This is a genomic window from Bacillus sp. es.036 (assembly GCF_002563635.1).
Classification (GTDB): Bacteria; Bacillota; Bacilli; order Bacillales; family Guptibacillaceae; genus Guptibacillus.
The window spans coordinates 311,103-335,247 of the sequence record NZ_PDIZ01000003.1 but is presented as its reverse complement, the minus strand read 5'-3'; the positions used below and the strand labels follow the sequence as shown (position 1 = coordinate 335,247).

The window sequence follows — 24,145 nt, the reverse complement described above, 5'->3', positions numbered from 1 at the left end:
TTCTCCTCCTCATCATTACTTTGTTATTAATTCCATTCCCTCCTTTTTCCTATTCTTAAACGTAAAATCCAAAAGCCCAATTGTGATTATAAACATAGTCAAGAAGTGAAGTATGTGGTAGAATAAAATCATTAAAACATAATAATAATTCTAATCTATTGAAATCCATTCTCAGTAACGAAATCAAATGACTTATTTGTCAGTACTTAATATGCTGTGACCTCAAAAGTGGTCACAGCATTGCACGTTTATAAGGAGAATGATGATGACTATTATTCTCAATTAGGAAAAGGAGGAATGATAATGGAACAGATAAATTTACGGTCAGACACATACCCTTCCCACTCGTCATTCTGGTGGAATACATTAAAAAAACATGGCGAACTAGGTGCTGCCCTGTTAAGTGGAATCATTATAGCATTTACATGGATCACAGAAGGTATCTACTCTCCTACGATTGAATCTGTCTTATATATCACCGCATTTATAATCGGTGGATTCGCAAAAGCGAAAGAGGGAATAGAAGACTCTTTTGCTGAAAAAGATGTAAATGTTGAGCTTCTTATGATTATTGCTGCCATTGGAGCAGGAAGTATTGGTTACTGGACAGAGGGCGCTATTCTTATTTTTATTTTCGCACTCAGTGGAGCTCTTGAAACTTACACTCTTAATAAAAGCGAAAGTGAACTTCAGTCTCTCATGGAAATACAACCAGAGACGGCAACGATTCTATCTAACGGAGAAGAACGCATTGTACCAGCAGAATCTCTTTCAATAGGAGATTTCATTCTAGTCAAACCAGGAGAACGGGTGCCTGCTGATGGTGTGATCACAAAAGGCCAAACATCTCTTGATCAATCGGCCATTACTGGTGAATCCATTCCAGTTATTAAACGAATTGAAGAAGAGGTATTTGCTGGAACGTTAAATATCTCTGGTCATTTAACGATTAAAATGACCAAACGTAGTCAGGATACGGTGTTCCAAAAAATTATCGCACTTGTTCAAGAAGCACAAGATCAAAAAGCACCTTCCCAGCTTTTTATTGAAAAGCTAGAAGGCTGGTACGTGAAAATCGTTTTAATTGTAGGCGCACTTCTCATGGTCCTTCCCCATTTTCTACTTGGCTGGACATGGGATGAAACGATCTATCGCGCAATGGTCTTTCTCGTTGTCGCCTCTCCCTGTGCACTAGTCGCATCGATTATGCCTGCCACGCTCTCCGCTATTTCTGCAGGCGCACGAAATGGTATCCTTTTTAAAGGCGGAGTGCATCTTGAACAGCTAGGTACAATGAAGGCTGTTGCGCTTGATAAGACAGGAACGTTAACGGAAGGCTCTCCTGTCGTCACAAATGTTTTCACCCGAACTGATATTGATGAAAAGACGTTTATCAAAATCGTCGCTTCAATCGAGCGACAATCAACACATCCACTTGCTAAAGCGATTGTCGATCATGCCGGAGACGTCATCTTTCTAGAGCCAAATGATATGATGGATCATTCTGGATGGGGCGTGGAAGCCACAATTGAGGGAATTAGTTGGAAAGTCGGTAAATTAGCGTTCTTGTCTGAAGAGGATGGATTCAATTTATTTGAAGAAAACTATCGTCAACTGCAATCAAGTGGAAAAACAATCGTTCTTGCTGCAGATAACCAGGGCATAGCTGGAATGATTGCTTTAAAAGATAAAGTTCGTAGCGAATCAGCGAATATGGTGAAGGAACTGAAAAAGCGTGGAATTGAACCGGTGATGTTAACTGGTGACAGCGAGCAAACGGCAAAAGCCATTGCTGAAGAAGTCGGGATCGGCACGTATTACGCCAATTGTCTTCCAGAAGACAAAGTAACTCGAATGAAAGAATTAAAAGAAAAATACCAAACGGTTGGAATGATTGGGGACGGTATTAACGATGCACCTGCTCTTGCCGCATCTGATGTAGGAATTGCAATGGGCCAGGGTACTGATGTCGCTCTTGAAACCGCAGATGTTGTTCTTATGAAGAACGATCTCGGAAAACTGACACGAGCCGTAAAGCTTTCAAACCGATTAAACAAAATCGTAAAACAAAATGTGATATTCTCTATTTCCGTTATTCTTATTTTAATTGCATCTAACTTCTTTCAATTCCTAACCCTCCCTTTAGGAGTACTCGGCCATGAAGGCAGTACAATACTCGTTATATTAAATGGACTGAGGTTATTAAAATAAAAAGCCTGATAGCGCCACGCGCGCTGTCAGGCTTTTTTTCTAAAATAATTCGAAGTGGCATTCACTTCTCCACCAATAATAATGACAAGACCTGTCAGGTAAAACCAAAGCATTAGCGCGATTACGCCTCCAAGACTTCCGTACGTTGCAGAATAGTTACTGAAGTTATTTATGTAATAAGAAAAAGCCAGCGAGACAAGCTGCCATAGCACTGAAGCAAAGATAGATCCTAACAGCACATCTTTATAATTCAATCGTTTATTCGGTGCATAGAAATAAATAAACATAAACACAACAATCATGATCGAAAGACTTAGAATCCACCGAATAATCCCAAACATAAAGCTTAATGACTCAGGTAAATCAAAAAATGTAACGAAAAATCTCCACAGCGTTTCACCGAAAACAGGTAATACCAATGCAACGACAATAACAAAAATCATTGCTAACGATAAAAGAACAGACAAACCTCTCGCAAGTAGAAAATGCCGACTTTCTTGAACGTTATATGCACGGTTAAGTGATTTAATAATGGCATTAATTGCATTGGAAGCAGACCATATTGTCGCGATCACCCCGAAGGATAAAAGCCCTTTCCGAGCTCCATCTTCGAGAATAATGTTCTCTTGTATCGTGACAAATGACTCAGATGGTGCATATTGAGCGATTAAATCAAGAATTTGATCCTGTGAGAAATCAAAATGAGTCAGGAGGGTAATCGCAAATATAAGAAAAGGAAACAGCGATAACAAGAAATAATAAGCAAGTTGCGCTGACAAGTCAGTCACCTGATGTTCTTTTATTCTTGAAAAAAGCTGTTTTGTAAATTGTCCTAGCGATGCATCCACTATTTACCCTCCTGGGACTCGATTAGTGTGTCATTGGATCGCCGTTGTTACCAGTTAGCTCTTCACCGGCTTCAACGACTCTCGAGCCTATTTCTTTAAGATCATGCTGCGTTTCTTTCACAAGATTAAAGGCTTCAACTGAACTTTCTTTCAGTCCGTTAAACTTCTCTGATAAAGTTGAAATATCATCTTGTACTTCCTTCATTAGCTCACTAGCATCATCCACCGTTTGCTTCCATTTATCCGTATAGTAAGAAGGATTATTCTTAACGTCACGCAAAACACTTCCTGCTTTTTTCGAACCATTCTGAATGGATTCTCTCGTCCCTCGATCTAGAAGTGAAATAAGGGCACCTGCCAGTCCACCAATAAGGACTGCCTTAAACAGTTTATTTTGACTACCGCCTGAATATGTTTGACTCATTTCATTTCCTCCTCATTAGATTAAGATGACATTTATTTCCCTTAATCGTTCATAATGAAACCATTGCAGTCAAAACGTATACTTTTGCAGTATGCGATCCACTGCACTTCCATAGCTTTCCCCAAATAAGATCAGATGAACAAGTAAATAATATAATTGATAAATGGGAAGACGATCGGTAAATTCTTTCTCTAGCGGAAAATCAGCTTGATATTGGTCGTAAAATGCTTTCGAATACCCACCAAATAAATATGTAAAAGCAATATCGATCTCGCGGTCTCCATAATAAACAGCAGGATCGATTAAATAAGGTCCTTCATCAGTCATGAGCCAATTTCCTCCCCAAAGATCACCATGTAAGAGCGAAAAATCGGGTTGATGCCCGATAATCGCATCAAGACGTTGACGGAGTTTTGACAAACGTTGATCACGTTCCTTCGTAAGCTTTCCTTTGTTACGAGCGAGGTTCTGCATTCTCCCAAGTCGTTGATCTCTAAAAAAGGTGATCCAATCAGTGGATGGTTCATTTAGTTGATCTAATTCACCAATAAAATTGGCTTGATGTAAACCAGCAAAATTCTCTTTCTTCTGATGTAAGGATGCAACTAGACTTCCAAGTGCTCGGTCCCCTTCATTGCTCGATGGCACAGATCGAATCCATTCCATAAGAAAAACACTCTCACGATTACCTTGAGACAGAATTAAGAGAGGTTCAGGTACCGAGACCCCATGTCGTCCTAACAGCTCAAGACCATTTTTTTCAGCGTAAAAAAAATCTTCTGGTGCTGATGAATTACTTTTCGCAAAGTATTCCCTATCCTTTGTTCGAACATAGTAAGCTTCATTTATAGACCCACCTGACACACCTTCTACTACCTCAACGGAAGTCAAGTCACCGCTTTTTCTAATCGCTTCTTCGATATGTTTCATATACCTTCTTCTTTTCTGATATGTTCCAATAATTTCTCACAACCAGCATTTACCATTTCATAAACTTCTTTAAAATTCCCTTCAAAATAAGGATCAGGAACATCTTCTATTTCACTTTCACTCACATAATCCATTAACCTTGAAATAGAGGTTGTTGGATTAATTCCTGCCATTTCGTGAAGTTCTCCGAGGTTTCCTGCATCCATTGCGATGACGTATTCAAAGTGAAGCAGATCAGCTTCCTTCACTTGTCTCGCTTTTATACCATCTGTTGAGATGTTTTGTTTTAAGAGAATGTCGGCTGTCCCTTCATGTGGGGGTTCGCCTATGTGCCAATCGCCAGTTCCAGCTGAGTCGATTTCAATTTGATTAGCTAATCCAGCTTTCGCTACTTTAGACCGGAGAACAGCTTCTGCCATAGGAGAACGACAAATGTTCCCAAGACATACGAATAGAACTCGGATCATCATTATCCCTCCATAACTTTAATGTACACAGTACGGTTCCGTGGACCATCAAATTCACAGAAATAAACTCCCTGCCACGTGCCGAGAATCAATTTCCCCTCTTCAATGATGATCATTTGCGAAGCCCCAACTGTACTCGTTTTTAGATGCGAAGCAGAATTCCCTTCAGCGTGTCGATACTTAGGGTGCTCCCAAGGATAAACTTCATTCAACCTCATTAGCATATCGTGCTTCACATCCGGATCCGCATTTTCATTGATCGTAACTCCTGCTGTTGTATGCGCAGAATAAACCATTACAATTCCCTGTTTGATATTTGCGTCATGAACTGCGCTTCTCACGTCACTTGTAATATCAATCATTTCATCTCGTTGACTTGTTTTCACAGAAATTCTTTTAAGCATACGATCCCTCCTCATATTACTGTATTACTACTACCCTTGTTACTGTGATTTCATTCAAATTTCAGTATGAATAACCACGTGGAACATCGATTACTAATGAGAGTCTCGTTTTAATAGTCATCTCGTTCGTAGAGATAAAGGTATGGAATGTCGAGAAACAAGTAGTAAGACTCGTTTATAGGATAAGAATAGGTACGAATAAGTTCATTTGTTTCGATATCACTATAAAGATCGGAAAGGATCCCTACCTGATCATGTTTCATCCTTACGATGTTCTCTAGGAAATAAGGACGCCAACTCCAGTTATCACCTTCATACTCAGGTTGAAATTCCCAATTTCCATCACCATTACGATAATAGTTAGCTGAAACTTGATGACCGTCTTCATCGCAAATATATCCTCTAAAACACGCATTTCCAAGCGAATGAGCTGCTTCAGACACAATCGTATTCCAATCATGGTGTTTATTTCGCTTCATCTGCTGCTGCAAATGACGGTTAAAATTTTGGGAAAGCTCGTAAAGTGAAAGAAGGCGCTTTCTCTCATGTGTAATAAAATGTTGAAATTCTTTTGTTAGGAGTGCTCTGTACTTGTTCACATCATGAAATTCTGCCTCAGGCTTGCCAAAAAAATGACCTTGATAATACCTTCCACCATTCTCCCACGCATACTTTAATTGTCCAATCGCTTCAATCCCTTCAAACAATAGTGTTGCGCCGATTTTTCTTCCTAACATAGACAACGCATAGAGAACTTCTCGATACTCTGGAGGCATTCCTTTGTCTTTTAAGTTTAATAATCCTACTTTAATGATGTTTGGATTTAGTATAGCGATTTTTTCAATATTACTCATTGTGTTTCCGGCATGACTTATGGCAACTTGTACCCCAAGGCTTTTATAGTAAGTAAGAATGTGTTGCAGTTTCTGAAGGCTTTCATCAGCAATATCATAATCAGACACTTCAATCACAATTTGTTCATAAGCAATGCCTTTATTAAAGTATTCTTCAAGAGAATGTGTTAGTGTTTCACCATGGTCAAATAGTAAATGTCTTGCACTAGCATTAAAAAACACGCTCTGACTCGTACCTCGCTCTAAAAATAGATCAATGGCACAATCACGAATGTGCGTATCAATTTCCAATATGTACTCTTCAGGGATCGATTGATCCTGAAAGAAAAAGCCGAGACTTTTCATTCCTTCTTCTGTGTTAATTCTTCCAAGAACTTCATATCCAATAATTTGCTGCTTATCAGCACTAACAATCGGCTGGAAGTAAGGGAAGATCTCTTCTTTTTTTCCCATAACATCAAGTGCATCCATAACAAGGCCCTCCCATTCGATCACAATAAATACTCTTATTATACCATGTATACCAAACTACCTTTCTTCTCGAAAGATGTTTTGCTAATTTTTCAAAAAAATCCACCCAGTTACTTTTTACTCAAGGGATTAGATGGGTTTTTATTGGATTTTTTACGATAGCGTTTTATACTAGAAGTACCATTCAATTGTAAAAGGTGATGATCAAATGAGAACCTCGACGTCATGGAGCTGTTTATCATGAAAGTAAACAAAGAACAATTTAAGCGTATGAAAAGAAATGAATTTGTCAGAACGGCAATCGAGTATGTTGATACAGGTGTTGTCATTACTGATCCCGAACTTCCGGACAACCCCATCGTGTATGCGAATGAAGGATTTGAGAAGCTAACCGGATATACTTCGGAAGAAATCCTTGGCTTTAATTGCCGATTTTTGCAAGGAGAAGACACGGATCAAGGAACAATCGCTGAATTAAGAGATGCGATTAATAAAGAAAAAAAAGTTAAAATCGAAATTAAAAACTATAGAAAAAATGGGCAATATTTTTGGAATGAACTGCAAATCTATCCCGTTCACATTGAAAGTGAAAATCAAACATACTTTGTCGGTGTGCAACAAGATATTACAAAGAGAAAAGAAGCGGAAGAACGTTCTGAGCACTACCTCGATGAGGTCAAACGCTTATCCACACCGATTGTGCCAATCGACCGGAATGTATCCATCGTACCGCTCGTTGGAAAAATTGATGAAGAACGAATTGAGCTTCTCTTACATCACGTAAGTTCTCATATCCAAAAAAGCGGAGATGAGTTTCTAATACTGGACCTGTCCGGAGTCAGTCATTTTACTTCTGAACTTCACAAAGGTGTTTACCAACTTCATCAACTAATTAAATTAATGGGTGCTGAATTAAGAATAACAGGAATTCGTCCCGATTTCGTTTTAGAAGGGATTCAGGCGGATTTCTCTTTATCATCTGTGAAAAGTTTCCCATCTGTTAAACATGCCTTAAAAAACATAGATGATTCAAGTTCGATCAACTGAGTATGTCTATGATTAATAAGCTTTCGATACTAGTCTCGAAAGCTTATTTCATTTTGTATCCCAACTCTATATCTCCCTTATTAAAATAGAGGTGTTGTCAGTGGACAGATATTTTTCATGGTTTACCGAGAGTTCATTTACCCTATTTTCATTTCCACATCTTTTGACACTCTTCCTAGTAGGAAGTTGTATAATTGGAATGTTTCTTTTTCGAAAAACGTTAAGAAACAAACTTCCCAACCTCGTTATTCGACTAATGATTGCTTATCTCTTACTCCTATCAGAGATAAGTTTTCATGCCTGGTTCGCCTACTATAATGAGTGGAGCATCACCACGGCTTTGCCACTACAGCTTAGTAGTATATCCCTATTTCTAGCGATCGCACTCGTTCTAACAAAGAATAAAACGCTATTTCCGATCACTTATTTTGCAGGTTCCGCTAGTGCCCTACTTGCTATGATTACTCCGGACCTTGGGCCATATGCTTTCCCCCATTTTCGTTTTTTTCACTTCTTTATTGCTCATGGGGGAATACTTCTTGCCACCTGTTTTATGATTATCGTTGAAAAAGCTTTTCCCTCATATCGCTCCTTATGGATGTCGTTTGCAGGGTTAAACATTTACGTACTTTTGCTGTTCCCACTTAACCTTACACTTGGCTCAAACTATATGTTTTTAATGAAAGAACCCGCCAGTCAAACGCTCATCTCATATCTTGGTCCCTGGCCATTCTACTTACTTTCACTTGAAGTGATCACAATCATTGTTTTTCACTTACTTTATCTCCCATTCCATTTTCTACTCCGGCGACCTTTTCACCATTCACCGCTGTTTAATAACAGAGAAATTAGGAAAAGAACGTTATAAGACTTTATGGAAAGGATGACATAAAATGAAACGGTATCAGTTTATAGTGAAAGGAAGAGTGCAGGGTGTTGGATTTCGTGCTTTCACACAGCAAAAAGCAGCCCAACTTGGGCTAACTGGGTATGTTATGAATCAGATGGATAATTCTGTGGAAATTGAGGCACAGGGAGAGGAAAACACACTTACAAAGTTCCAATCTGCCTTACAAAATGGTAGTCCCTTTTCAGCTGTTGATGAAGTTCAGGTGCATGAAAAACAAGTCCATGATCACGAGCGCTCCTTTTCCATTCGATATTAGTAGGCATTCTAACCTCTTTCCACTATAATAAAAGGAAAAGTTAGTTGAATTACGGAGGTAATGAGTTGGTAGAAACAACTTTTTTTTCACATAGTGAAACAGTTAGGGCTCTTAACAGTTTAGGAGATAATATATTCGTATGCGATTTAGACTTAAGAGTAGTCTGGTTTAATGACCAGGCCGAAACCTTATTACACTCAATCATCTCTTATTTGCATATTAATCATCCTTTAGATCTGATTGGAAAAAGCATTGATGAATTTCATCAAAACCCTTCACATCAAAGAAACATTTTACTTCACCGTCTTCCATATGAAAGTACCATTACATTATTCGACCGCTTTGCGGCGAGCATTGTGATATCCGAATACAAAGATGATGCAGGAGTTAAGATAGGATACCTTCTTGTCTGGCGTGATGTTACGGAAAAACAAAAAGAGCTTCAGGAAAATAAAAAACTTGTCCATGAATTGTCTACTGTCATTATTCCAACGGTAATCGATAACGCCATCCTTATACCCCTTATCGGTACAATGAATGAAGAACGAACAGAAAGACTCGTTCAAAGGACATTGAATTACTGTGTAACGAACAATACAGATTACGTATTACTTGATTTCTCTGGACTTTCCGAACTGGATAATAGCTCAGCACAAGTCCTCTGTGAAACGATGACCAAGTCTCTGACTTTGATGGGTGTTTTCGTCGTTTATGTCGGAATTACAAAGCAAGTCGTGCAGTGGCTAATGAACCTTAACTTAGATCCTACTATCCCCACCTTTGCTACATTTCGTCAGGGCATTAACCATGTTGTCAATCTTGAAGGTTACTCGCTCGTTTACGAGAAAAGATAAAAAAGAAGCTGAACGATTCAGCTTCTTTTTTGTGCTATCTTTTTTTGTGCTGCCTTTATAAGCAATATGTTATCTTTCTTTACTAGAAAATTGTTGGAAAACCGTATTAGTGTTCTCTTTAAAAAGGGGTTTTCCTGCTACAGCATTCAATACTCGTTTATTTCGCTCGACTGAAAGAGCCAGGTTCGTAGCTCCCGTTCCATGTGAATGATCCAGGTTTGTTAAGGAAAAAATGTGATTCACTCTTTCGTCTTTAAAAACGAGTTGCTGATCTCGTTCCACTTTAAACCGCTTCTCATCTTCCCATTCAATTTCATTCTCTATTCGTTTAAACCATTCTGGAAAATGAGGCTTGTATCCAGTAGCCAGAACGATTTTTTCGGTTTTGACCTCGAACTCATTGTCCTCTTGCCACTGTCTGCAACTTAACTCATAGTGCCCATCTGACTTTTCCACTCCACTTACTTCTGCTAACGGTTGAATCATAACGTCTAACGGTTTCTCAGAAGAGCGATGATAAAGAAGGTGATAAATATTTTTTAATGTAGATGGATCGATTCCTTTTCTCAATGTACCAAGAGTTGAAAGGGCGTCTTTACGATCGTCAAACGAAAGACCGTGAAAGTAACTCACATAATCAGGCGAGAATACTTCCTGACCTAATTTCGCTGATTCTAATTGAAAGAAACCTGCTGATCGCGTTAGCCAATTTATATGATAACCATATTGCTCTTGATCATGAAGGAGATCATAGAATACTTCCGCAGCACTTTGTCCCGATCCTACAACTGTAACGGATTTTGATTTCTTTAACTCTTTTTCATGGAAAAGGTAATGATTCGTATGAAGAACGTCTTCAAGTGGATATGATTCAAAGCCTTGTGGAATATTGGGTACGCTCCCTGTACCAAGAACAACGTGCTTCGCTTGAATAACAGCAGAGCGCCTCGTTTTCACATCCTCAATTGTAACGTTATAGCACTCTTTTTCTTGAGCATAGTTCACATCAATTACTCTTTTACCAAAAAAACAATTTGATAATTTTGATGCTACCCAGCGAGTATAAGCATTGTATTCCTTTCTCGGAATATCTAATTTATTAAAAAAATAAAATTGGTAAAGACGATCATGTTCATGTAAATAATTTATAAACGTATAAGGACTTTTGGGATCTGCAATCGTGACAAGATCAGCTAGAAACGGAACTTGCAGATCCGCTCCATCAATCAACATGCCTGGATGCCAATTAAATTCCTCTTTTTGATCAAAATAAATTGCGTCTACTTCTGATTCATCCGCAAGGGCTGCCATCCCTAAGTTAAATGGACCTATCCCAATTCCTACTAGATCATATCGTTTTGTTGTATCCACTATTTCCACGTCCTTTTATCTACATTACAAATTCAATTGATTTGCTTGATCGAAACACTTCGATGCTCGCATATCTTGTTTTACCCTATTTCTGCCACTTTTAAATCTTAAAAGACATATTCATCCCCCCATAATTTATACCTCCCTGCTATAATGGTAATTACTAACAGGAGAGGATTTTTAATGATGACGAACTCCGTATTCGAATTCTACCTAACTGAGGTAGATCAACCTTTTTCAGGATGGGACTTTTCTTATATCACAGACACGGAACGAGTAAGTGCAACCCCGCTTCCATGGTCTTACACTTCTTCAGTGATCAAACCATTTCGAACAAGTGAGAGCGTTTTGGATATGGGAACAGGTGGCGGAGAATTTCTTAATGCGCTAAAACCATTTCCAAAGAAGCTATCAGCTACAGAAGGCTATCCACCTAACCTTCCTATTGCAAAAGCTCATCTCGAACCTCATGGCGTCATTGTTAAAGGATTTGAAGATGACCATCACCTTCCGTTTTCAAATGAAGAATTCCAATTGGTAATTAATAAACATGATTCTTACTCACCAACGGAGGTTCACCGCATTCTGAAAACAACTGGATCTTTCATTACGCAACAAGTGGGGGGCGAGGATATGAAGGAACTGAATCACGTTCTAGAAGCTCCTTTAAAAACTGAATATGACCATTGGAATTTAGATTATGCCGTTCTAGAACTTGAAGCTGCCGGCTTTCAAATTCTTGAAGCAAATGAAGCTTTTCCTTCAACAAGATTTTATGACATTGGAGCGATTATTTATTATTTAAAAGCGATTCCATGGCAGATTCCTGACTTTTCAACGGCCCGTTATCAATCCGCCCTTTATCGTCTTCATGAGCAAATCGAGAAAAATGGTTTTATCGATTTTCCATCTCATCGGTTTCTCATCCATGCAACAAAACCCGATCACGCAGATGAATATTGGCTACAAAAAAGAAGCGCACAGTAAGCTTGCGCGCTCTTAGTCAGCACTAACCGCTTTTGAGGCACTTATTGCTGAGAAGCTAATCGTAATGGCACATAAGAGTGCAATCACTAAGAATCCCCTAACAAGTGGCCAGGCTTCCCATCCGTCAATAAATACCGACCGCATTGCTTCAAATAAGTATGTCGTTGGATTGATCGTTGCGGCTACTTTTAACCAACTTGCTTCGATTAGTTCATAAGGTACAAAAGTCGTACTTAGAAATATTAGTGGAAAAAAGACGAAAGTACCGGCCTGTGCGGATTGGGCATTTTTTGTTCTTAGTGCCACACCAACTGAATACCCCGCAAATGCAAGCCCCCAACCAAGCGTCAACAATAAAACAACGATTACTCCGCCAAACCCAGCTGCCACTTCTAGACCGAGAAAATAAGCGACAACTAGAATTAAAACCGTTTGAATAAGCAGCTGTAGCATACCTGCAATAATCGGTCCAAGAACAATTGCAAGCCTTGAAGAAGGTGTAAGAAGAAGACGTGAAAAATACCCATTTTCTAAATCCTTCACAAGAGCTTGCCCCGCACCACCTGCTCCTCCAATCGCTGCTGAAACGATTGATACTGGTAAAATAAACGCCAGGTAATTGGCCCCTTCAAATGCCGGAAGCTCTGAGATCCCGCTTAAACCTCCTTCATACACAAACAAGAAGAAAAGACTAATAATTAGGTTAGGAATAAATATTAATGGATTTCGAATGATCGTAATGATACTCCTTTTTGTAAATACAAGTGTATCAACTAGAAAAGAACCCTTTTTTTGTTCACTCATGCCCTCACGCCCTTTCCTTTTGTTCATTCGTGACATTAATAAAGACATCATCCAAAGATGGAGGTTTTACATTTAATGTTTTCGGCGAAAGGTTATGTTCATCAAGTTTTCTGACGAGATCAGAGAGGAGTTTGGTGCCGTTCTCTGTATAAAGCGTTACCTCATTTTTTGAGCGTTCAATATTCTCTCCAAGATCTACAAGAATTTGACCTGCTCGCTCTGCTTCTTCATCCAGTTCAAATAATAGTTGAATGGCATCAAAGCCGAGTTTTCTTTTCAACTCTTCAGCACTTCCAGAGGCTACGATTTTTCCTTGATTAATAATACTAATGCGATCCGCTAATTGATCAGCCTCTTCAAGATATTGCGTTGTGAGGAAGATTGTCGTGCCTTCCTCTTTATTTAACCTCTTAATTTCTTTCCAAATAGCTTTTCGGTTAGAAGGATCGAGTCCTGTTGTCGGTTCATCTAGAAAAAGAATTTTAGGCTTATGAACTAAAGTTAGTGCGAGATCTAGTCTCCTCCTCATACCACCAGAATATTTTCCACATGGGCGATCAGCGGCATCATTTAAGTCAACTAGAGCAAGTAACTCAACAGCTCTTATTTTCGCTTCTTTTTTAGTGAAGCCAAATAACCGCGCCTGCATTTCAATTAATTCTCTTCCCGTTAGTACCGGGTCGATCCCCGTTTCTTGTAAGGCTACTCCAATATTCCAGCGCACGCGCTCTGGTTCTTCTCCAACATCAACTCCGCCAATCCGAATGGATCCTGTGGTAGGTTTAACGAGTGTAGTTAAGATCTGAACGGTTGTCGATTTCCCCGCGCCATTCGGACCAAGAAAAGCAAAAAACTCTCCTTCAGCCACTTCAAAACTGACACCCTGCACCGCCTTCACATCACCTTTATACGTTTTTACTAGATCTTGAACTGAAATAGAACCATTCATGCCCGCTCCCCCTCTTTTGTCGGTACGCTTCACGTCGACCTTCACTTTTCCACGCTGTTATACATACATTCGCTTCAGAACTACCTTCTCCTTTAAGCGTGCATGCAAAAAAACCTCATAGTGTATGAAGGGGTAATAGTACGAATAAGAAAGTTTCGTATGCACTTTATGCTGATACTCGGAGACAAAAATTGCATGTCGCTCATAAGCTAGCCAAAATCCATGCATATTTTTCCTTTCTGTTATGATCCATTTTGCTTTTTATTTTTCATAAAATAAGAAGAATAATTTCCACTAAAAGAATTACTGTTTTCCCCTTTTCAATAAATCCAATGGATGATAACATGGTTGACGGTTAAGGTTTATAGAATAATCCTTATAGAATTTTCATTAGAGAAAGGATGGTTCGATGCATTACGCAAGCAAAGGCTGGTACGTTGAACAGCTTAAAAAACATGATGTACGTTACATTGAAGGACGCAAGACAGAGAAATTTAAGAAACACGTACTTGCAGCTCTTCTTGAAAAGCAATAAATTGAAGTTCCTTTAAAGGGGGACCCTCCCCCTTTTTTTACATACCATCTATCCAAAGATACACAACGTTTGATACATCGGAACGAATTGGTTTTCTTTCCACTGAAGCGGTGTTGAAAGAAAGCCTAGTCCATCCGCATTGTATCTGCCGATTACCCTCTGATAAACCAATAATTCATCCACTCCATCACGTTGCAAGTCGATTGGATATACGCCTCCTGGAGGCAGCACGTCACCTGCTATTGGTGCTTTTAATTGGCCATTCTCCTTATATATTTCCGAAAGATATTCCTTTCCCTTATAAAGCAAACTCACAACGTAACTCTGATTTAACGTTTTATTTTCGACCTTCGCTTGATAGTAATCAAGATAATTCACCTCATAAGTAAAAGACTCATAAAAGCTTTGTTGATCAAAAAGTAATCTTAAAGATTGATTGAGATAAGAATACAGAAAGTCATACGTGATGCCTCCACTTCCTCCTGAATCCGTGCGGACTAATATTTCCTTCACCTTACTCCCTGTAAAATCTCCCAAATAAAGAGTAGGCCGATAGCCACTACTTCCGGGCAGTGAGAAAGAAACCTCTCCTCCCGAACCGTCATTCTGAATCGTTAACAACACTTCATCGACAAATGGCGTTTCGGGTCCATAAGGTTTCGTACCAGTAAGACGAACAAGATCTGGAAGCCCATTACCTGTTACGTCTCCAATTTGTTGATCTAATAAAATTCGTTCAATCCTCATTACCTTTCCCCCTTCCCTCTCTTACACAATGTATGTTACTATTCAAACTCTTTTTCATTGTAATGATTTGGAAAGGAAGCTAAACTGGTAAGAGTGACACTATTGAAACGAGGATTCGTATATGAAGAACTTAGATAATGAACAAACAATCGGTATACTTTCCGGTGCAGGCGCCTACTTCTTATGGGGGGTTCTTCCTCTATATTGGAAGCTAGTCGGGAGCGTGCCATCTGAAGAAGTACTCGCTCACCGTATCATCTGGTCATTTGTTTTTATGTTAATCATTCTAGCTCTGCTGAGGAAAATCTCTTCTTTTAAAGGTGAACTGTACGCCATCTTTCGCCAGCCTAAAAAGCTAATGGCTATTGCCTTTGCTTCTTTATTTATTACAATTAATTGGTTTGCGTTCATTTGGGCGGTTAATCACGATCACGTGATTCAAACAAGTCTTGGATATTACATCAACCCATTAATTAGCGTTCTTCTTGGAATTCTATTCTTAAAAGAAAGACTGTCATTCTGGCAGCTGATTTCTTTCTTGCTTGCGACAATTGGCGTATTAAATCTCGTTTTTCGTTTTGGGGAAATACCGTGGGTTTCTCTTATTCTCGCGATGAGCTTTGGTTTATATGGCTTATTGAAAAAGAAAGCAAGACTTGGTGCTCTAACGGGACTTACCATTGAAACACTACTCATCACGCCGTTTGCATTAATCTATTTAATGACAGTGCGCTCTAGCGTTGCGGATGCTTTATATATTCAGGATTCAGTTATTTTCAGTCTATTGCTTGGTGCAGGAATCGTAACGGCTGTCCCACTCCTTCTATTTGCAAGTGGCGCTAATCGCATCTCTCTTTCCATGATTGGCTTTTTACAATACATCGCTCCCACGCTAATGCTTGTACAAGGTGTATTTCTTTATGATGAATCATTCACTTCTGTACACGTCGTCAGCTTTACGTTAATCTGGGCAGCGCTCATACTTTTCAGTTTTGCCCGTACGAAACTATTCCGTAGAATTGAACCACCCTTCTTTCAAAGAAAACATTCACTAGAATCTTAGCAAGACAACAAGCCCGCTTCACTTCGAAGAGGAGCTTGTTGTTTTTGTTATCTTTTCAAATGGCCACAAATAAGTTGTCACAGATCTAGAAAAATGAGTGATGTAAGAATCATGATAGTAATACGACTGAGAGAGTGTATCTCGGAGAACAGCCACGTCTACTTTTTGGAGCGGCCACTTATCATGCCTAATTTCACCCTGATAAACGTTGTTTTCACGTACGATAAAAAGCCGATCTCTTTCTGTCAGCCAGTAATCAAGATTTCCTTCTGTTGTCTCGAAGGTATCACCTACTGGTTCGTAAATAATGTGATAATCGGCTTGTTTAGCATCTTTATTGGTTCGTGATGACCAGAAACTAATTTGGTTTCCATCGCTTTTTTTACCCATCTTTGCGTGAAAGTATGGAAGGTGAAAAAGATTTCTAGCAATCGCGACACCTGCTTTATGACTAGCATCAAGGCTAAAGAAATATACTCCACGCTTTTCACCATATTTCACATACGTTCGTACATTTAATTCAAGTAGTCTTGAAGCAAATGGAACCGAAGGCAATCCTCTAAACCGAATATGGGCCATTTCAAATGGAACGATCCCTATCCATGCTTTTCCATTAAACGTATCAACTTCTAATTGAGGTGGAAGCATTGATTGAAGCCAGGAGGGATCAACGGACCAGTGCAAGAATAAGAGGTCCACCCAAGTTTGCTTCATGATCCATCCGGTTAATTTTTGACTCAATTGCCTCTCCTCCTCTCACAAGTATCATAACCAATTGCGAGGATTTTTTTCAAAAATAGCACCATTTGAATGTGCTCTCAACTAAATATCCCCCTCTATCCTGGGTAACCTAACAAATAACACTTTCCATATTTAGAATGCGAATGTTTTGATGAACTGTAATGTTTTATGGTACCGTTTAAGTGGAACAGCTTAGATAGGAAATGAATGAAGCATCAATCATATAATGGAGGGATTATGAATGAGTAAACAAAGACAAATTCATCTAGCAAAACGACCAGAAGGTATGCCTTCAATGGAACACTTCAACATTGTTGAAGCGGATATTCCATCCCCGAAAGATGGAGAAGTTCTTCTGCGTGCACTATACCTTACAGTAGACCCTTACATGAGAGGTCGTATGAGAGATGCAAAATCATACGTAGCACCATTCCAAGTAAATGAACCATTAAATGGTGGTGTTGTAGCTGAAGTAGCAGAATCTAAATCATCACACTTTAATCAAGGTGACGTCGTTATCGGGCACTTGAACTGGGAAGAATATTCAGTAGTTAACGAAAAACACCTTCGCAAAATCGACCCAAGTGTTGCACCAATTACCACGCACCTTGGAATTCTCGGCATGCCAGGTCAAACGGCTTATTTCGGACTTTTAGACATCGGTCAACCTAAAGAGGGCGAAACAGTAGTCGTCTCAGGCGCTGCTGGAGCAGTAGGCTCTGTAGTTGGTCAAATCGCTAAAATTAAAGGCTGCCGTGTGGTTGGAATTGCTGGGTCTGATGACAAGATCGATTATATTAAAAACGAGCTTGGCTTTGATGAAGGCATTAATTACAAAACACAGGACGTCTATCAAGCATTAAAAGACGCTTGTCCAGACGGCATTGACGTATATTATGAGAACGTTGGTGGCGAAATTGGCGATGCCGCTATTAGCTTACTAAACAAATTTGCTCGCATCCCTGTATGTGGCGCTATCTCTTCTTACAATAATAAAGAAGCAGATCTTGGTCCACGCGTTCAAGGTAAACTAATTCAAACAAGTTCTCTCATGAAAGGCTTTGTTGTTGGCGACTATTCTGATCGTTTTAATGAAGGTGCTGAACAACTTGGTAAATGGCTACAAGAAGGCAAATTAAAATACGAAGAAACGATCGTAGAAGGATTCGAAAACGTTCCAAATGCATTCCTTGGCCTTTTTGAAGGTAAAAACCTTGGTAAACAACTTGTTAAAGTGGCAGATCCAGAATATGCTACACTTCCTAATCGCTAAACAAACTCACCTGCTCCTTACCTGGAGCAGGTTTTTGTATGTGCTCTTGCTCATAAAAAGGCGGTTATCTTTAATGTCGAGAAGGAATAGTATGTACTATAGACTATAACGAGGAGGTTCTTATGGGTAAATTTCTTCTTAACCTTATTGCATACTTGATCGTCGTAACGGTAAACGGGCTAGCTAATGCACTTCCACTAAATGGACAAACGACTGGAGAAATTTCAAATAGACTAAATGTATTGTTTACACCTGCTGGTTATGTGTTTAGTATTTGGGGACTAATTTATCTTTTATTAGGGATATGGGTTATCCGCCAATTCCCTAAAAGTCGTCGCGATCTGCCAGTCTATCAGGAAACGAGCGGACTATTTGTATTAAGCTCCATCCTAAATAGTCTATGGATTTTCCTATGGCATTATGAATTCTTCGGACTATCTGTTATTGTTATGCTTCTTTTACTCTTAACTCTCATCAGACTATACACGAAAGCAAAATCAGCAGACGCATCCTTCTTTGACTTACTCCCTTTTTCCGTATATCTTGGGTGGATTAGCGTAGCGACAATCGCAAATATTAGTTATTATCTAACCTATATCGACTGGGATGGTTTCGGCTTATCTGATTCGTTATGGACTATCCTTCTATTAATTATCGCCACAATATTGGCGCTTACTTTCCTAAAGAAAGAGCAAGATTGGGTTTATCCGCTCGTATTTGTATGGGCCTTTATTGGAATTGGTGTAAAAAATCAAAATGGAGACGTTCCGCTGGTCGTCTTTTCATCCTACTTTCTTGCTGCACTGATCTTCATCGTCACTATTGTGTATGCTATTAAAAATAAACGCTAAATAAAAGCCTCGTTTCCAAAAGGAAACGAGGCTTTTATCAATTAAGCAAGTGATTTAAAGTCCTGACCAAGAATTTCCTTCATACTATGAACAGTTATAAAGGCTTTTTGATCAACCGCACCAACGTGCTTTTTCAGTTTTAGAAGATCTTTTCTTCCAAGAATCGTTGTAATCACTTCTTTTTCATCTGAAGTAAATGCGCCTCTTGCTGTGTGAATTGTAGCGCCTTTCCCAATTACTTCAACAATAAAGGAACGAATTTCTTCACTCTCTTTACTAATGATTACAATCTCTTTCTTTGCTTCAAAGCTTTGAAGCGTATAATCAATCACTAAGCCGTTTAGTATGACACCAAATATTGCATACATTCCGATTTCAGGTCCAAATAAGACGACTGAGAATAGGGCAATTGAAATGTCTGAAACCAGAACGGCTTTCCCAACTTCCATTGAGAAGAATTTATTGAGAATCATCGCAATGATATCCGTACCGCCAGTAGAAGCTTTCTGATGAAAGACAAGTCCCATGCCAGCTGCAGCAATACACTGTCCAATGATCAATTGAATTAAGATATCCTGACTAAATGGCTCAGTCACTGGGATAAAGCGCTCAAATGCCCATACAGCAAGTGATAACGCAAAGCTTGCATAGATCGTTTTAACACCGAATTTAGGTCCGAGAAAAAGAATTCCAACTAACAAAAGAACTGCGTTCAAAATAATCATAAACATTCCGACTGACAGGTTTGGGACAAGATGGTTCATCAGAATCGACAAACCACTGACTCCCCCTGTTGCAAGACTATTAGGAGATAGGAAGAAATGAACGTGGGTAGCAACACCGAGCGCACCCAAAGTAATTAGCAGATAAGTTTTGATGTGATGAAGCATCTATTATCCCTCCCGTTGTTTTGTTTTCGTTTCGTAAGCACAATCGGGATTATAATAGGGATTTAATGCTTTGTAAACAACCTAAACCTAAGATTTTTAATTGAAGCGGTTACAATAGATAAATAGGCTTTTAGTACTATGATATCAACTTATTTCGACAGTGATATACAAGAATTTTCTTAATTTTCGGTGCTGGTGGTTTGTTTCTTTTCATCAGTTCACAAGGTTGTGTTTAAATGCGTAAATAACAGCCTGAGTTCGATCCTGGACCTCAAGTTTACCAAGGATATTACTTACATGAACTTTCACGGTTTTAAGAGCAATAAAACATTCATCTGCGATTGTTTGGTTTGCTTTACCCTGAGCCATTAATAAGAGTATTTCCATTTCTCTTTCCGTTAACTCTTCATGAGGTAGCGTTTGAACCCGGCTACGCATGCGTGACATCATCTTCCCAGTCACTTCAGGTTCAAGCACAGATTCTCCATGATAAGTTTTTCGAACGGCATTCGCAATTTCCACAGCTTTTGATGTTTTTAGCATGTAACTTGTAGCCCCAGCTTCAAGTGCCGGATACACTTTCTCATCATCAATGAAGCTTGTGACAATAATAATCTTTGCTTCAGGCCACTCTTCAATAATGTGCTTCGTTGCTTCAATACCATCCATCTCTTCCATTACAAGGTCCATGAGAATAATATCAGGCCGAAGTGAAAGAGCCAGTTCTACACCTTTCTTTCCATTGTCTGCTTCTCCAACAACGGTAATATCTGCTTGAGCTGACAAATAAGACGATACCCCGATTCGCACCATTTCATGATCATCAACAAACAACACCTTAATCATTTCGTTCCCCTCCAACGTTTGGTACGCTCACCTCTAGTCTTGTCCCCTTTTGTGGCAAGCTGACTAACTTAAGAACGCCTCCAATTTCTAATGCTCGTTCATGCATATTTTGTAGACCATATGAGGTAGCTTTCTTCTCATCCATCTTAAATCCGATACCATCATCAACAATTCTTAAAATTGTTCGCCCCTCACGCCGAATAAGAAGAACATCAAGTGTTGATGCTTTCGCATGTCGCAACGTGTTGGAAACACATTCTTGTAAAATACGAAAAAGGTGGTCTTCCACACCTTTCTCTAGTTCGAGAGTTTCAAGTTTCCAACTCACATTAATTGGAACCTTTTGTGACAATTCGGTTAGAAGTTCCTTTATTCCTTCTTCAAGGGAACGGTCCTTTAAAGCGGCTGGTCTAAGATGAAGCAAAAGGGCGCGCATTTCTAACTGAGATTGATGAATGGTTTCCTCAACCATTTTAAGATGCTTTGTTTCTAAATCATCTGCTTCCTCACGCTTCTCTGTGATGGTACTCATGAGCATTGAAGCAGCGAAAAGCTGTTGGCTAACTGAGTCGTGTAGTTCTCTCGCAAGACGATTGCGCTCTTCTGACACAACTTGTTGGACACGCTTCTCATGATCTTCTGCTTTTTCATTCGCTAGCTTTTGAGCTAATCTCACCTGCTCATTTATCCGATTTTGCAGCTTGCTAATCTGTTCAAAAACGCCATTTAGAACTGTGCTGTTTTTATTATGTATCGTGCGTCCTTTATCAAGTTCTTGAAGCGTATCAGCCACATATTGAAGCTCTTTACTAACGTAAAATCCTGATATTCCTCCAGCAACTCCTCCAAGTATAATTGTAATAATTGGAACAATTAACCCAAACGGTAAATCCATTAAATCCTTTTCAAACAATAGAGAGAAGGAGGCGATTGGATAGACGGATAAGTAAGCGACAGTGAAGAGGAAAAGCAGCAATAGAGAGAGCAACGCACCAATGAACATATGACGCTGTATCACATTCATACGCGCTTCACCTCTAAATCCCCTGCAAACATGGAGGTTACAAGCTTCACTTTCTCAGAAGCTTCCTCATAGCCATTCGTTTTGTAAGAAAGCACTTTATTAAACATACCTGGCTCTTCATGATGGAAGATTGTGGATGATCCGAACATAGATGAATGTTGAATACTTACTTCAAGTTCATACGGCACAAGCACCTGGATGTTGCCCACAATGTTACGAATCATAATTATTGATTCGCCTTTCGGAAGAACAGTATAGCTTAAATCAATGACTGTTTCTCCAAAACCAGCCTGGATGTTCACATCGTTCCATTCATACACATGTTCATGTGTCCTTTGTTTTCCAACCCATCTATTTTGAAAAATCGGCTCCTGATGAACAAGACCTTCTTTCACATGTGCAGGTTTTTCTAAAACAGGACAGATTTTTTTAGGTTTTTGTTTTGACTGATAGAGTTGAAACCCAAGGTATACTAACAATACAAGAAGAAAAAACTTTACGACGACCATATTCATTACCGTCGTAACAAAAAAGAAAATACCCCCTCCCAGAAATACCTTTCCGGAAGTTCGTGGCAAACGTTTCCTTCCCATATAAATCAATACACCGGATACAATTAATAAGAATAGAAGGCCACCATTTAAAGAAACTTCTAGCAGTATTAGAATGACTCCAATAATTAAAAGCCCTTTAACCGTGTCACTATTTAAATTCTTCCACATCGGTGTACCTCCTTGCTTCCGTCTGATCCGACTCATCACTAAAAAAGGCGCAAGCGCCTCTTTTAGAATACCATTATTTCTTTTAAGATTTTAATGAGTTTCTTGCGTTTTTACTTTTTTTCTAAATCGTGAAATCGAACGTCCATGCTCGAAACATAGTAATCTCGATTCACCTTTTTCTCTAAATGATCAATATACGTCTCCATCTCATCAAATCGATTAAATGGTTCGTTAAGATGACTCTCTTCAAGAATCACGTCCATTTTGTGATGGGCTCTTATGCTATTCTCTTTACCCATTAATTCCATTCGTTTAAGCGACATATCTTTTAGCTTATGTTTCATCTTCTCATGTTTTTGTTCGAGTCGTTTAAGTTCAAGTCCTGCTTTATCCATTGATTCCGATAACCGATCTGCTCGTTCTTCGTACTGAACCTGCTCCTGTTTAGCAAACTCGTACAAATCTGTTTCACCAGCTTCACTAGCTAGCACAGCTTGTCCTGCACGCTTCTCTGCATTTCGTCTTGCCTTATCAAGTTCTCTTCTAAACTCACCTAATAGCGTTGATTGTCGCTCAACCAGTTTCCCTGCCTTTTCCACTTCCCGTTCACACATTCTTAGATAGTGATTTAACATTGAAATTGGATTTTTTTGTTCTTTTTGATCAAGAATACTATGAAAATCAGCTTCGATCGAATTTTTGATGCGTGTAAGTAATTTCGCCATAATATTTTCTCCCCTTTATTAGTTTCGTTTAAGTTCATCCCACTGCTTCTCAAAATTGGTGAACGGATCATCGGATTCTTCTTTATCTTGTTCATCCCACTTCTTATAAATAACATAGAGGATGTAGATTGCTACAAGCCCAAGAATCGCTGGCATATTTGCTACAGCCGTGCTTAAAGCAATGAACCCTATGATTCCCCAAATGACCTTTCCTGATGTTGAATCCGTTTGAAGGAATTTCTTAGCAGCTACGTATAAGATACCGAGGCTGATGATCATTCCTACTAACGATCCAAGGTTCGATAGTAAGACAACTGCAGCAATAACCCCTACTAATAACAAACCTGCTTTCTTCATCATAATCGCCTCCTTTCATATTTTTATTCTACTTTCTTGCATTAGCTTTCATAATGAGCTAGAGCTATATCTTTGCATAAGACCTGAGTCCTAGTTAGATGATAGATAGTGTCACTTATATGGTTAGTGCCTGTTCTATCTTAACCGAGCAAATCATGGTAAAGTGAAATCAGACATCACGGAAAGGAGTTCGGGAATGGTTATTATTGTTACAATTATCGTTGTAATCATTATGACAATTGTCATTGCCGCTGCTTTTGGAATAGCTGTATCAAAAGGATACAGCGTCAAACATACTGTCGATCCGTTGCCAGAGGAGCATCGGCACAAAACGACAGAGGAAGAGGGTAAACATGAACGGACAGAATCGGAGTAATATAGCACCTGGGAAAACCGTTGATATCGTCTTGAAACAAGATCAGCGATCAGGTAAAACAACACGTGGAATTGTGAAAGATATTTTAACAAAGTCTCCAACTCACCCACACGGTATTAAGGTACGTCTTGAAGATGGACAAGTTGGTCGTGTAAAAGAAATTTTGTCATAATAAATAGAAAAACCCCCGGACAATTCCCGGGGGTTT

Annotated in this window: 29 protein-coding genes; 12 read left to right on the top strand and 17 right to left on the bottom strand. The window is 39.2% G+C overall.

What is annotated here, in order from left to right; genetic code table 11:
• Positions 1 to 297 precede the first annotated feature (297 nt).
• Complete coding sequence (locus ATG70_RS20420; protein ID WP_373560805.1) at positions 298 to 2,211, top strand: heavy metal translocating P-type ATPase; 1,914 nt, start codon at positions 298 to 300, stop codon at positions 2,209 to 2,211.
• Between the two features lie 26 nt (positions 2,212 to 2,237).
• Here the strand turns inward: ATG70_RS20420 and ATG70_RS20415 are convergent, their stop codons facing one another.
• The 6 genes from ATG70_RS20415 to ATG70_RS20390 form a co-directional block, all read right to left on the bottom strand.
• Positions 2,238 to 3,059, bottom strand: coding sequence for a YihY/virulence factor BrkB family protein (locus ATG70_RS20415; RefSeq protein ID WP_098446280.1), 822 nt, complete (start codon positions 3,057 to 3,059; stop codon positions 2,238 to 2,240).
• 22 nt (positions 3,060 to 3,081) lie between these two features.
• On the bottom strand, positions 3,082 to 3,483 hold the full coding sequence (locus ATG70_RS20410; protein ID WP_098446278.1) for a YtxH domain-containing protein: 402 nt from the start codon (positions 3,481 to 3,483) through the stop codon (positions 3,082 to 3,084).
• Between the two features lie 69 nt (positions 3,484 to 3,552).
• Positions 3,553 to 4,413 carry a fructosamine kinase family protein gene (locus ATG70_RS20405; protein WP_098446277.1) on the bottom strand — a complete coding sequence of 287 codons (861 nt, stop codon included), beginning with the start codon at positions 4,411 to 4,413 and terminating at the stop codon, positions 3,553 to 3,555.
• Complete coding sequence (locus ATG70_RS20400; protein ID WP_098446275.1) at positions 4,410 to 4,880, bottom strand: low molecular weight protein-tyrosine-phosphatase; 471 nt, start codon at positions 4,878 to 4,880, stop codon at positions 4,410 to 4,412. The genes ATG70_RS20405 and ATG70_RS20400 overlap by 4 nt, the downstream gene beginning before the upstream one ends.
• Before the next feature lie 2 nt (positions 4,881 to 4,882).
• On the bottom strand, positions 4,883 to 5,284 hold the full coding sequence (locus tag ATG70_RS20395) for a secondary thiamine-phosphate synthase enzyme YjbQ (protein WP_098446274.1): 402 nt from the start codon (positions 5,282 to 5,284) through the stop codon (positions 4,883 to 4,885).
• 110 nt (positions 5,285 to 5,394) lie between these two features.
• Positions 5,395 to 6,609: an EAL domain-containing protein gene (locus tag ATG70_RS20390; RefSeq protein WP_098446272.1), complete on the bottom strand. Its 1,215-nt coding sequence runs from the start codon at positions 6,607 to 6,609 to the stop codon at positions 5,395 to 5,397.
• Between the two features lie 240 nt (positions 6,610 to 6,849).
• Between ATG70_RS20390 and ATG70_RS20385 the strand changes: the two genes are divergently transcribed.
• From ATG70_RS20385 to ATG70_RS20370, 4 genes are all read left to right on the top strand, one after another.
• Positions 6,850 to 7,656, top strand: coding sequence for a PAS domain-containing protein (locus tag ATG70_RS20385; RefSeq protein ID WP_257147822.1), 807 nt, complete (start codon positions 6,850 to 6,852; stop codon positions 7,654 to 7,656).
• A gap of 91 nt (positions 7,657 to 7,747) precedes the next feature.
• Entirely contained in the window at positions 7,748 to 8,524 is a 777-nt protein-coding gene (locus ATG70_RS20380; protein ID WP_306472727.1) for a YwaF family protein, read from the top strand.
• A gap of 25 nt (positions 8,525 to 8,549) precedes the next feature.
• Positions 8,550 to 8,822 (top strand): acylphosphatase, encoded by a 273-nt coding sequence (locus ATG70_RS20375; protein WP_098446267.1) that lies wholly within the window; start codon positions 8,550 to 8,552, stop codon positions 8,820 to 8,822.
• 65 nt (positions 8,823 to 8,887) lie between these two features.
• The gene (locus tag ATG70_RS20370) at positions 8,888 to 9,676 is read left to right on the top strand and encodes an STAS domain-containing protein (RefSeq protein ID WP_098446266.1); all 789 of its coding nucleotides are present in this window, start codon (positions 8,888 to 8,890) and stop codon (positions 9,674 to 9,676) included.
• A gap of 69 nt (positions 9,677 to 9,745) precedes the next feature.
• Here the strand turns inward: ATG70_RS20370 and ATG70_RS20365 are convergent, their stop codons facing one another.
• Entirely contained in the window at positions 9,746 to 11,047 is a 1,302-nt protein-coding gene (locus ATG70_RS20365) for a lysine N(6)-hydroxylase/L-ornithine N(5)-oxygenase family protein (protein ID WP_257147821.1), read from the bottom strand.
• 183 nt (positions 11,048 to 11,230) lie between these two features.
• Between ATG70_RS20365 and ATG70_RS20360 the strand changes: the two genes are divergently transcribed.
• Complete coding sequence (locus ATG70_RS20360; RefSeq protein WP_098446264.1) at positions 11,231 to 12,034, top strand: class I SAM-dependent methyltransferase; 804 nt, start codon at positions 11,231 to 11,233, stop codon at positions 12,032 to 12,034.
• 12 nt (positions 12,035 to 12,046) lie between these two features.
• Here the strand turns inward: ATG70_RS20360 and ATG70_RS20355 are convergent, their stop codons facing one another.
• Positions 12,047 to 12,838 (bottom strand): ABC transporter permease, encoded by a 792-nt coding sequence (locus ATG70_RS20355; protein WP_098446263.1) that lies wholly within the window; start codon positions 12,836 to 12,838, stop codon positions 12,047 to 12,049.
• A gap of 4 nt (positions 12,839 to 12,842) precedes the next feature.
• Entirely contained in the window at positions 12,843 to 13,787 is a 945-nt protein-coding gene (locus tag ATG70_RS20350; RefSeq protein WP_098446261.1) for an ATP-binding cassette domain-containing protein, read from the bottom strand.
• Positions 13,788 to 14,196: 409 nt separating this feature from the next.
• Here ATG70_RS20350 and ATG70_RS20345 point away from each other — a divergent pair, with 409 nt between their 5' ends.
• Positions 14,197 to 14,322 carry a DUF2639 domain-containing protein gene (locus ATG70_RS20345; protein ID WP_084006676.1) on the top strand — a complete coding sequence of 42 codons (126 nt, stop codon included), beginning with the start codon at positions 14,197 to 14,199 and terminating at the stop codon, positions 14,320 to 14,322.
• A 48-nt stretch (positions 14,323 to 14,370) separates the two neighbouring features.
• Here ATG70_RS20345 and ATG70_RS20340 read toward each other — a convergent pair whose 3' ends face one another.
• Positions 14,371 to 15,069 carry a spore coat protein gene (locus tag ATG70_RS20340; RefSeq protein WP_098446260.1) on the bottom strand — a complete coding sequence of 233 codons (699 nt, stop codon included), beginning with the start codon at positions 15,067 to 15,069 and terminating at the stop codon, positions 14,371 to 14,373.
• Between the two features lie 121 nt (positions 15,070 to 15,190).
• On the opposite strand from ATG70_RS20340, the gene rarD reads away from it, so the two are divergent.
• On the top strand, positions 15,191 to 16,132 hold the full coding sequence (gene rarD / locus ATG70_RS20335; protein WP_098446259.1) for an EamA family transporter RarD: 942 nt from the start codon (positions 15,191 to 15,193) through the stop codon (positions 16,130 to 16,132).
• 18 nt (positions 16,133 to 16,150) lie between these two features.
• Here rarD and ATG70_RS20330 read toward each other — a convergent pair whose 3' ends face one another.
• The gene (locus ATG70_RS20330) at positions 16,151 to 16,873 is read right to left on the bottom strand and encodes a YqjF family protein (protein WP_098446258.1); all 723 of its coding nucleotides are present in this window, start codon (positions 16,871 to 16,873) and stop codon (positions 16,151 to 16,153) included.
• Between the two features lie 241 nt (positions 16,874 to 17,114).
• Here ATG70_RS20330 and ATG70_RS20325 point away from each other — a divergent pair, with 241 nt between their 5' ends.
• Positions 17,115 to 18,146, top strand: coding sequence for an NADP-dependent oxidoreductase (locus ATG70_RS20325; RefSeq protein WP_098446256.1), 1,032 nt, complete (start codon positions 17,115 to 17,117; stop codon positions 18,144 to 18,146).
• Between the two features lie 122 nt (positions 18,147 to 18,268).
• Entirely contained in the window at positions 18,269 to 18,997 is a 729-nt protein-coding gene (locus ATG70_RS20320; RefSeq protein WP_098446255.1) for a TspO/MBR family protein, read from the top strand.
• A 41-nt stretch (positions 18,998 to 19,038) separates the two neighbouring features.
• Here ATG70_RS20320 and ATG70_RS20315 read toward each other — a convergent pair whose 3' ends face one another.
• From ATG70_RS20315 to ATG70_RS20290, 6 genes are all read right to left on the bottom strand, one after another.
• Positions 19,039 to 19,887, bottom strand: a complete 849-nt coding sequence (locus ATG70_RS20315; protein WP_098446253.1) for a YitT family protein — start codon at positions 19,885 to 19,887, stop codon at positions 19,039 to 19,041.
• A gap of 213 nt (positions 19,888 to 20,100) precedes the next feature.
• Positions 20,101 to 20,733 carry a response regulator gene (locus ATG70_RS20310; RefSeq protein ID WP_098446252.1) on the bottom strand — a complete coding sequence of 211 codons (633 nt, stop codon included), beginning with the start codon at positions 20,731 to 20,733 and terminating at the stop codon, positions 20,101 to 20,103.
• Positions 20,726 to 21,757 (bottom strand): sensor histidine kinase, encoded by a 1,032-nt coding sequence (locus ATG70_RS20305; RefSeq protein WP_098446251.1) that lies wholly within the window; start codon positions 21,755 to 21,757, stop codon positions 20,726 to 20,728. Before ATG70_RS20305 ends, ATG70_RS20310 begins: the two co-directional genes overlap by 8 nt.
• On the bottom strand, positions 21,754 to 22,479 hold the full coding sequence (liaF, locus tag ATG70_RS20300; RefSeq protein WP_098446250.1) for a cell wall-active antibiotics response protein LiaF: 726 nt from the start codon (positions 22,477 to 22,479) through the stop codon (positions 21,754 to 21,756). The genes ATG70_RS20305 and liaF overlap by 4 nt, the downstream gene beginning before the upstream one ends.
• A 110-nt stretch (positions 22,480 to 22,589) precedes the next feature.
• A complete protein-coding gene (locus ATG70_RS20295; RefSeq protein ID WP_098446249.1) occupies positions 22,590 to 23,204 on the bottom strand; it encodes a PspA/IM30 family protein in 615 nt (204 codons plus the stop codon).
• Positions 23,205 to 23,222: 18 nt separating this feature from the next.
• Positions 23,223 to 23,561 carry a lmo0954 family membrane protein gene (locus ATG70_RS20290; protein ID WP_098446248.1) on the bottom strand — a complete coding sequence of 113 codons (339 nt, stop codon included), beginning with the start codon at positions 23,559 to 23,561 and terminating at the stop codon, positions 23,223 to 23,225.
• Positions 23,562 to 23,757: 196 nt separating this feature from the next.
• Here ATG70_RS20290 and ytzI point away from each other — a divergent pair, with 196 nt between their 5' ends.
• Complete coding sequence (gene ytzI, locus ATG70_RS20285) at positions 23,758 to 23,937, top strand: YtzI protein (protein ID WP_098446247.1); 180 nt, start codon at positions 23,758 to 23,760, stop codon at positions 23,935 to 23,937.
• Entirely contained in the window at positions 23,915 to 24,109 is a 195-nt protein-coding gene (locus ATG70_RS20280; RefSeq protein WP_098446246.1) for a YwbE family protein, read from the top strand. Before ytzI ends, ATG70_RS20280 begins: the two co-directional genes overlap by 23 nt.
• Positions 24,110 to 24,145: the final 36 nt, after the last annotated feature.

Bases quoted from the DNA above. Each gene is read 5' to 3' on its own strand.
- ATG70_RS20420 (WP_373560805.1), top strand. From the start codon at position 298: ATGATAATGGAACAGATAAATTTACGGTCAGACACATACCCTTCCCAC.
- ATG70_RS20410 (WP_098446278.1), bottom strand. From the start codon at position 3,483: ATGAGTCAAACATATTCAGGCGGTAGTCAAAATAAACTGTTTAAGGCA.
- ATG70_RS20405 (WP_098446277.1), bottom strand. From the start codon at position 4,413: ATGAAACATATCGAAGAAGCGATTAGAAAAAGCGGTGACTTGACTTCC.
- ATG70_RS20400 (WP_098446275.1), bottom strand. From the start codon at position 4,880: ATGATCCGAGTTCTATTCGTATGTCTTGGGAACATTTGTCGTTCTCCT.
- ATG70_RS20395 (WP_098446274.1), bottom strand. From the start codon at position 5,284: ATGCTTAAAAGAATTTCTGTGAAAACAAGTCAACGAGATGAAATGATT.
- ATG70_RS20390 (WP_098446272.1), bottom strand. From the start codon at position 6,609: ATGGATGCACTTGATGTTATGGGAAAAAAAGAAGAGATCTTCCCTTAC.
- ATG70_RS20385 (WP_257147822.1), top strand. From the start codon at position 6,850: ATGAAAGTAAACAAAGAACAATTTAAGCGTATGAAAAGAAATGAATTT.
- ATG70_RS20375 (WP_098446267.1), top strand. From the start codon at position 8,550: ATGAAACGGTATCAGTTTATAGTGAAAGGAAGAGTGCAGGGTGTTGGA.
- ATG70_RS20360 (WP_098446264.1), top strand. From the start codon at position 11,231: ATGATGACGAACTCCGTATTCGAATTCTACCTAACTGAGGTAGATCAA.
- ATG70_RS20355 (WP_098446263.1), bottom strand. From the start codon at position 12,838: ATGAGTGAACAAAAAAAGGGTTCTTTTCTAGTTGATACACTTGTATTT.
- ATG70_RS20350 (WP_098446261.1), bottom strand. From the start codon at position 13,787: ATGAATGGTTCTATTTCAGTTCAAGATCTAGTAAAAACGTATAAAGGT.
- ATG70_RS20345 (WP_084006676.1), top strand. From the start codon at position 14,197: ATGCATTACGCAAGCAAAGGCTGGTACGTTGAACAGCTTAAAAAACAT.
- ATG70_RS20340 (WP_098446260.1), bottom strand. From the start codon at position 15,069: ATGAGGATTGAACGAATTTTATTAGATCAACAAATTGGAGACGTAACA.
- rarD (WP_098446259.1), top strand. From the start codon at position 15,191: ATGAAGAACTTAGATAATGAACAAACAATCGGTATACTTTCCGGTGCA.
- ATG70_RS20325 (WP_098446256.1), top strand. From the start codon at position 17,115: ATGAGTAAACAAAGACAAATTCATCTAGCAAAACGACCAGAAGGTATG.
- ATG70_RS20320 (WP_098446255.1), top strand. From the start codon at position 18,269: ATGGGTAAATTTCTTCTTAACCTTATTGCATACTTGATCGTCGTAACG.
- ATG70_RS20315 (WP_098446253.1), bottom strand. From the start codon at position 19,887: ATGCTTCATCACATCAAAACTTATCTGCTAATTACTTTGGGTGCGCTC.
- ATG70_RS20310 (WP_098446252.1), bottom strand. From the start codon at position 20,733: ATGATTAAGGTGTTGTTTGTTGATGATCATGAAATGGTGCGAATCGGG.
- ATG70_RS20305 (WP_098446251.1), bottom strand. From the start codon at position 21,757: ATGAATGTGATACAGCGTCATATGTTCATTGGTGCGTTGCTCTCTCTA.
- liaF (WP_098446250.1), bottom strand. From the start codon at position 22,479: ATGTGGAAGAATTTAAATAGTGACACGGTTAAAGGGCTTTTAATTATT.
- ATG70_RS20295 (WP_098446249.1), bottom strand. From the start codon at position 23,204: ATGGCGAAATTACTTACACGCATCAAAAATTCGATCGAAGCTGATTTT.
- ATG70_RS20290 (WP_098446248.1), bottom strand. From the start codon at position 23,561: ATGAAGAAAGCAGGTTTGTTATTAGTAGGGGTTATTGCTGCAGTTGTC.
- ytzI (WP_098446247.1), top strand. From the start codon at position 23,758: ATGGTTATTATTGTTACAATTATCGTTGTAATCATTATGACAATTGTC.
- ATG70_RS20280 (WP_098446246.1), top strand. From the start codon at position 23,915: ATGAACGGACAGAATCGGAGTAATATAGCACCTGGGAAAACCGTTGAT.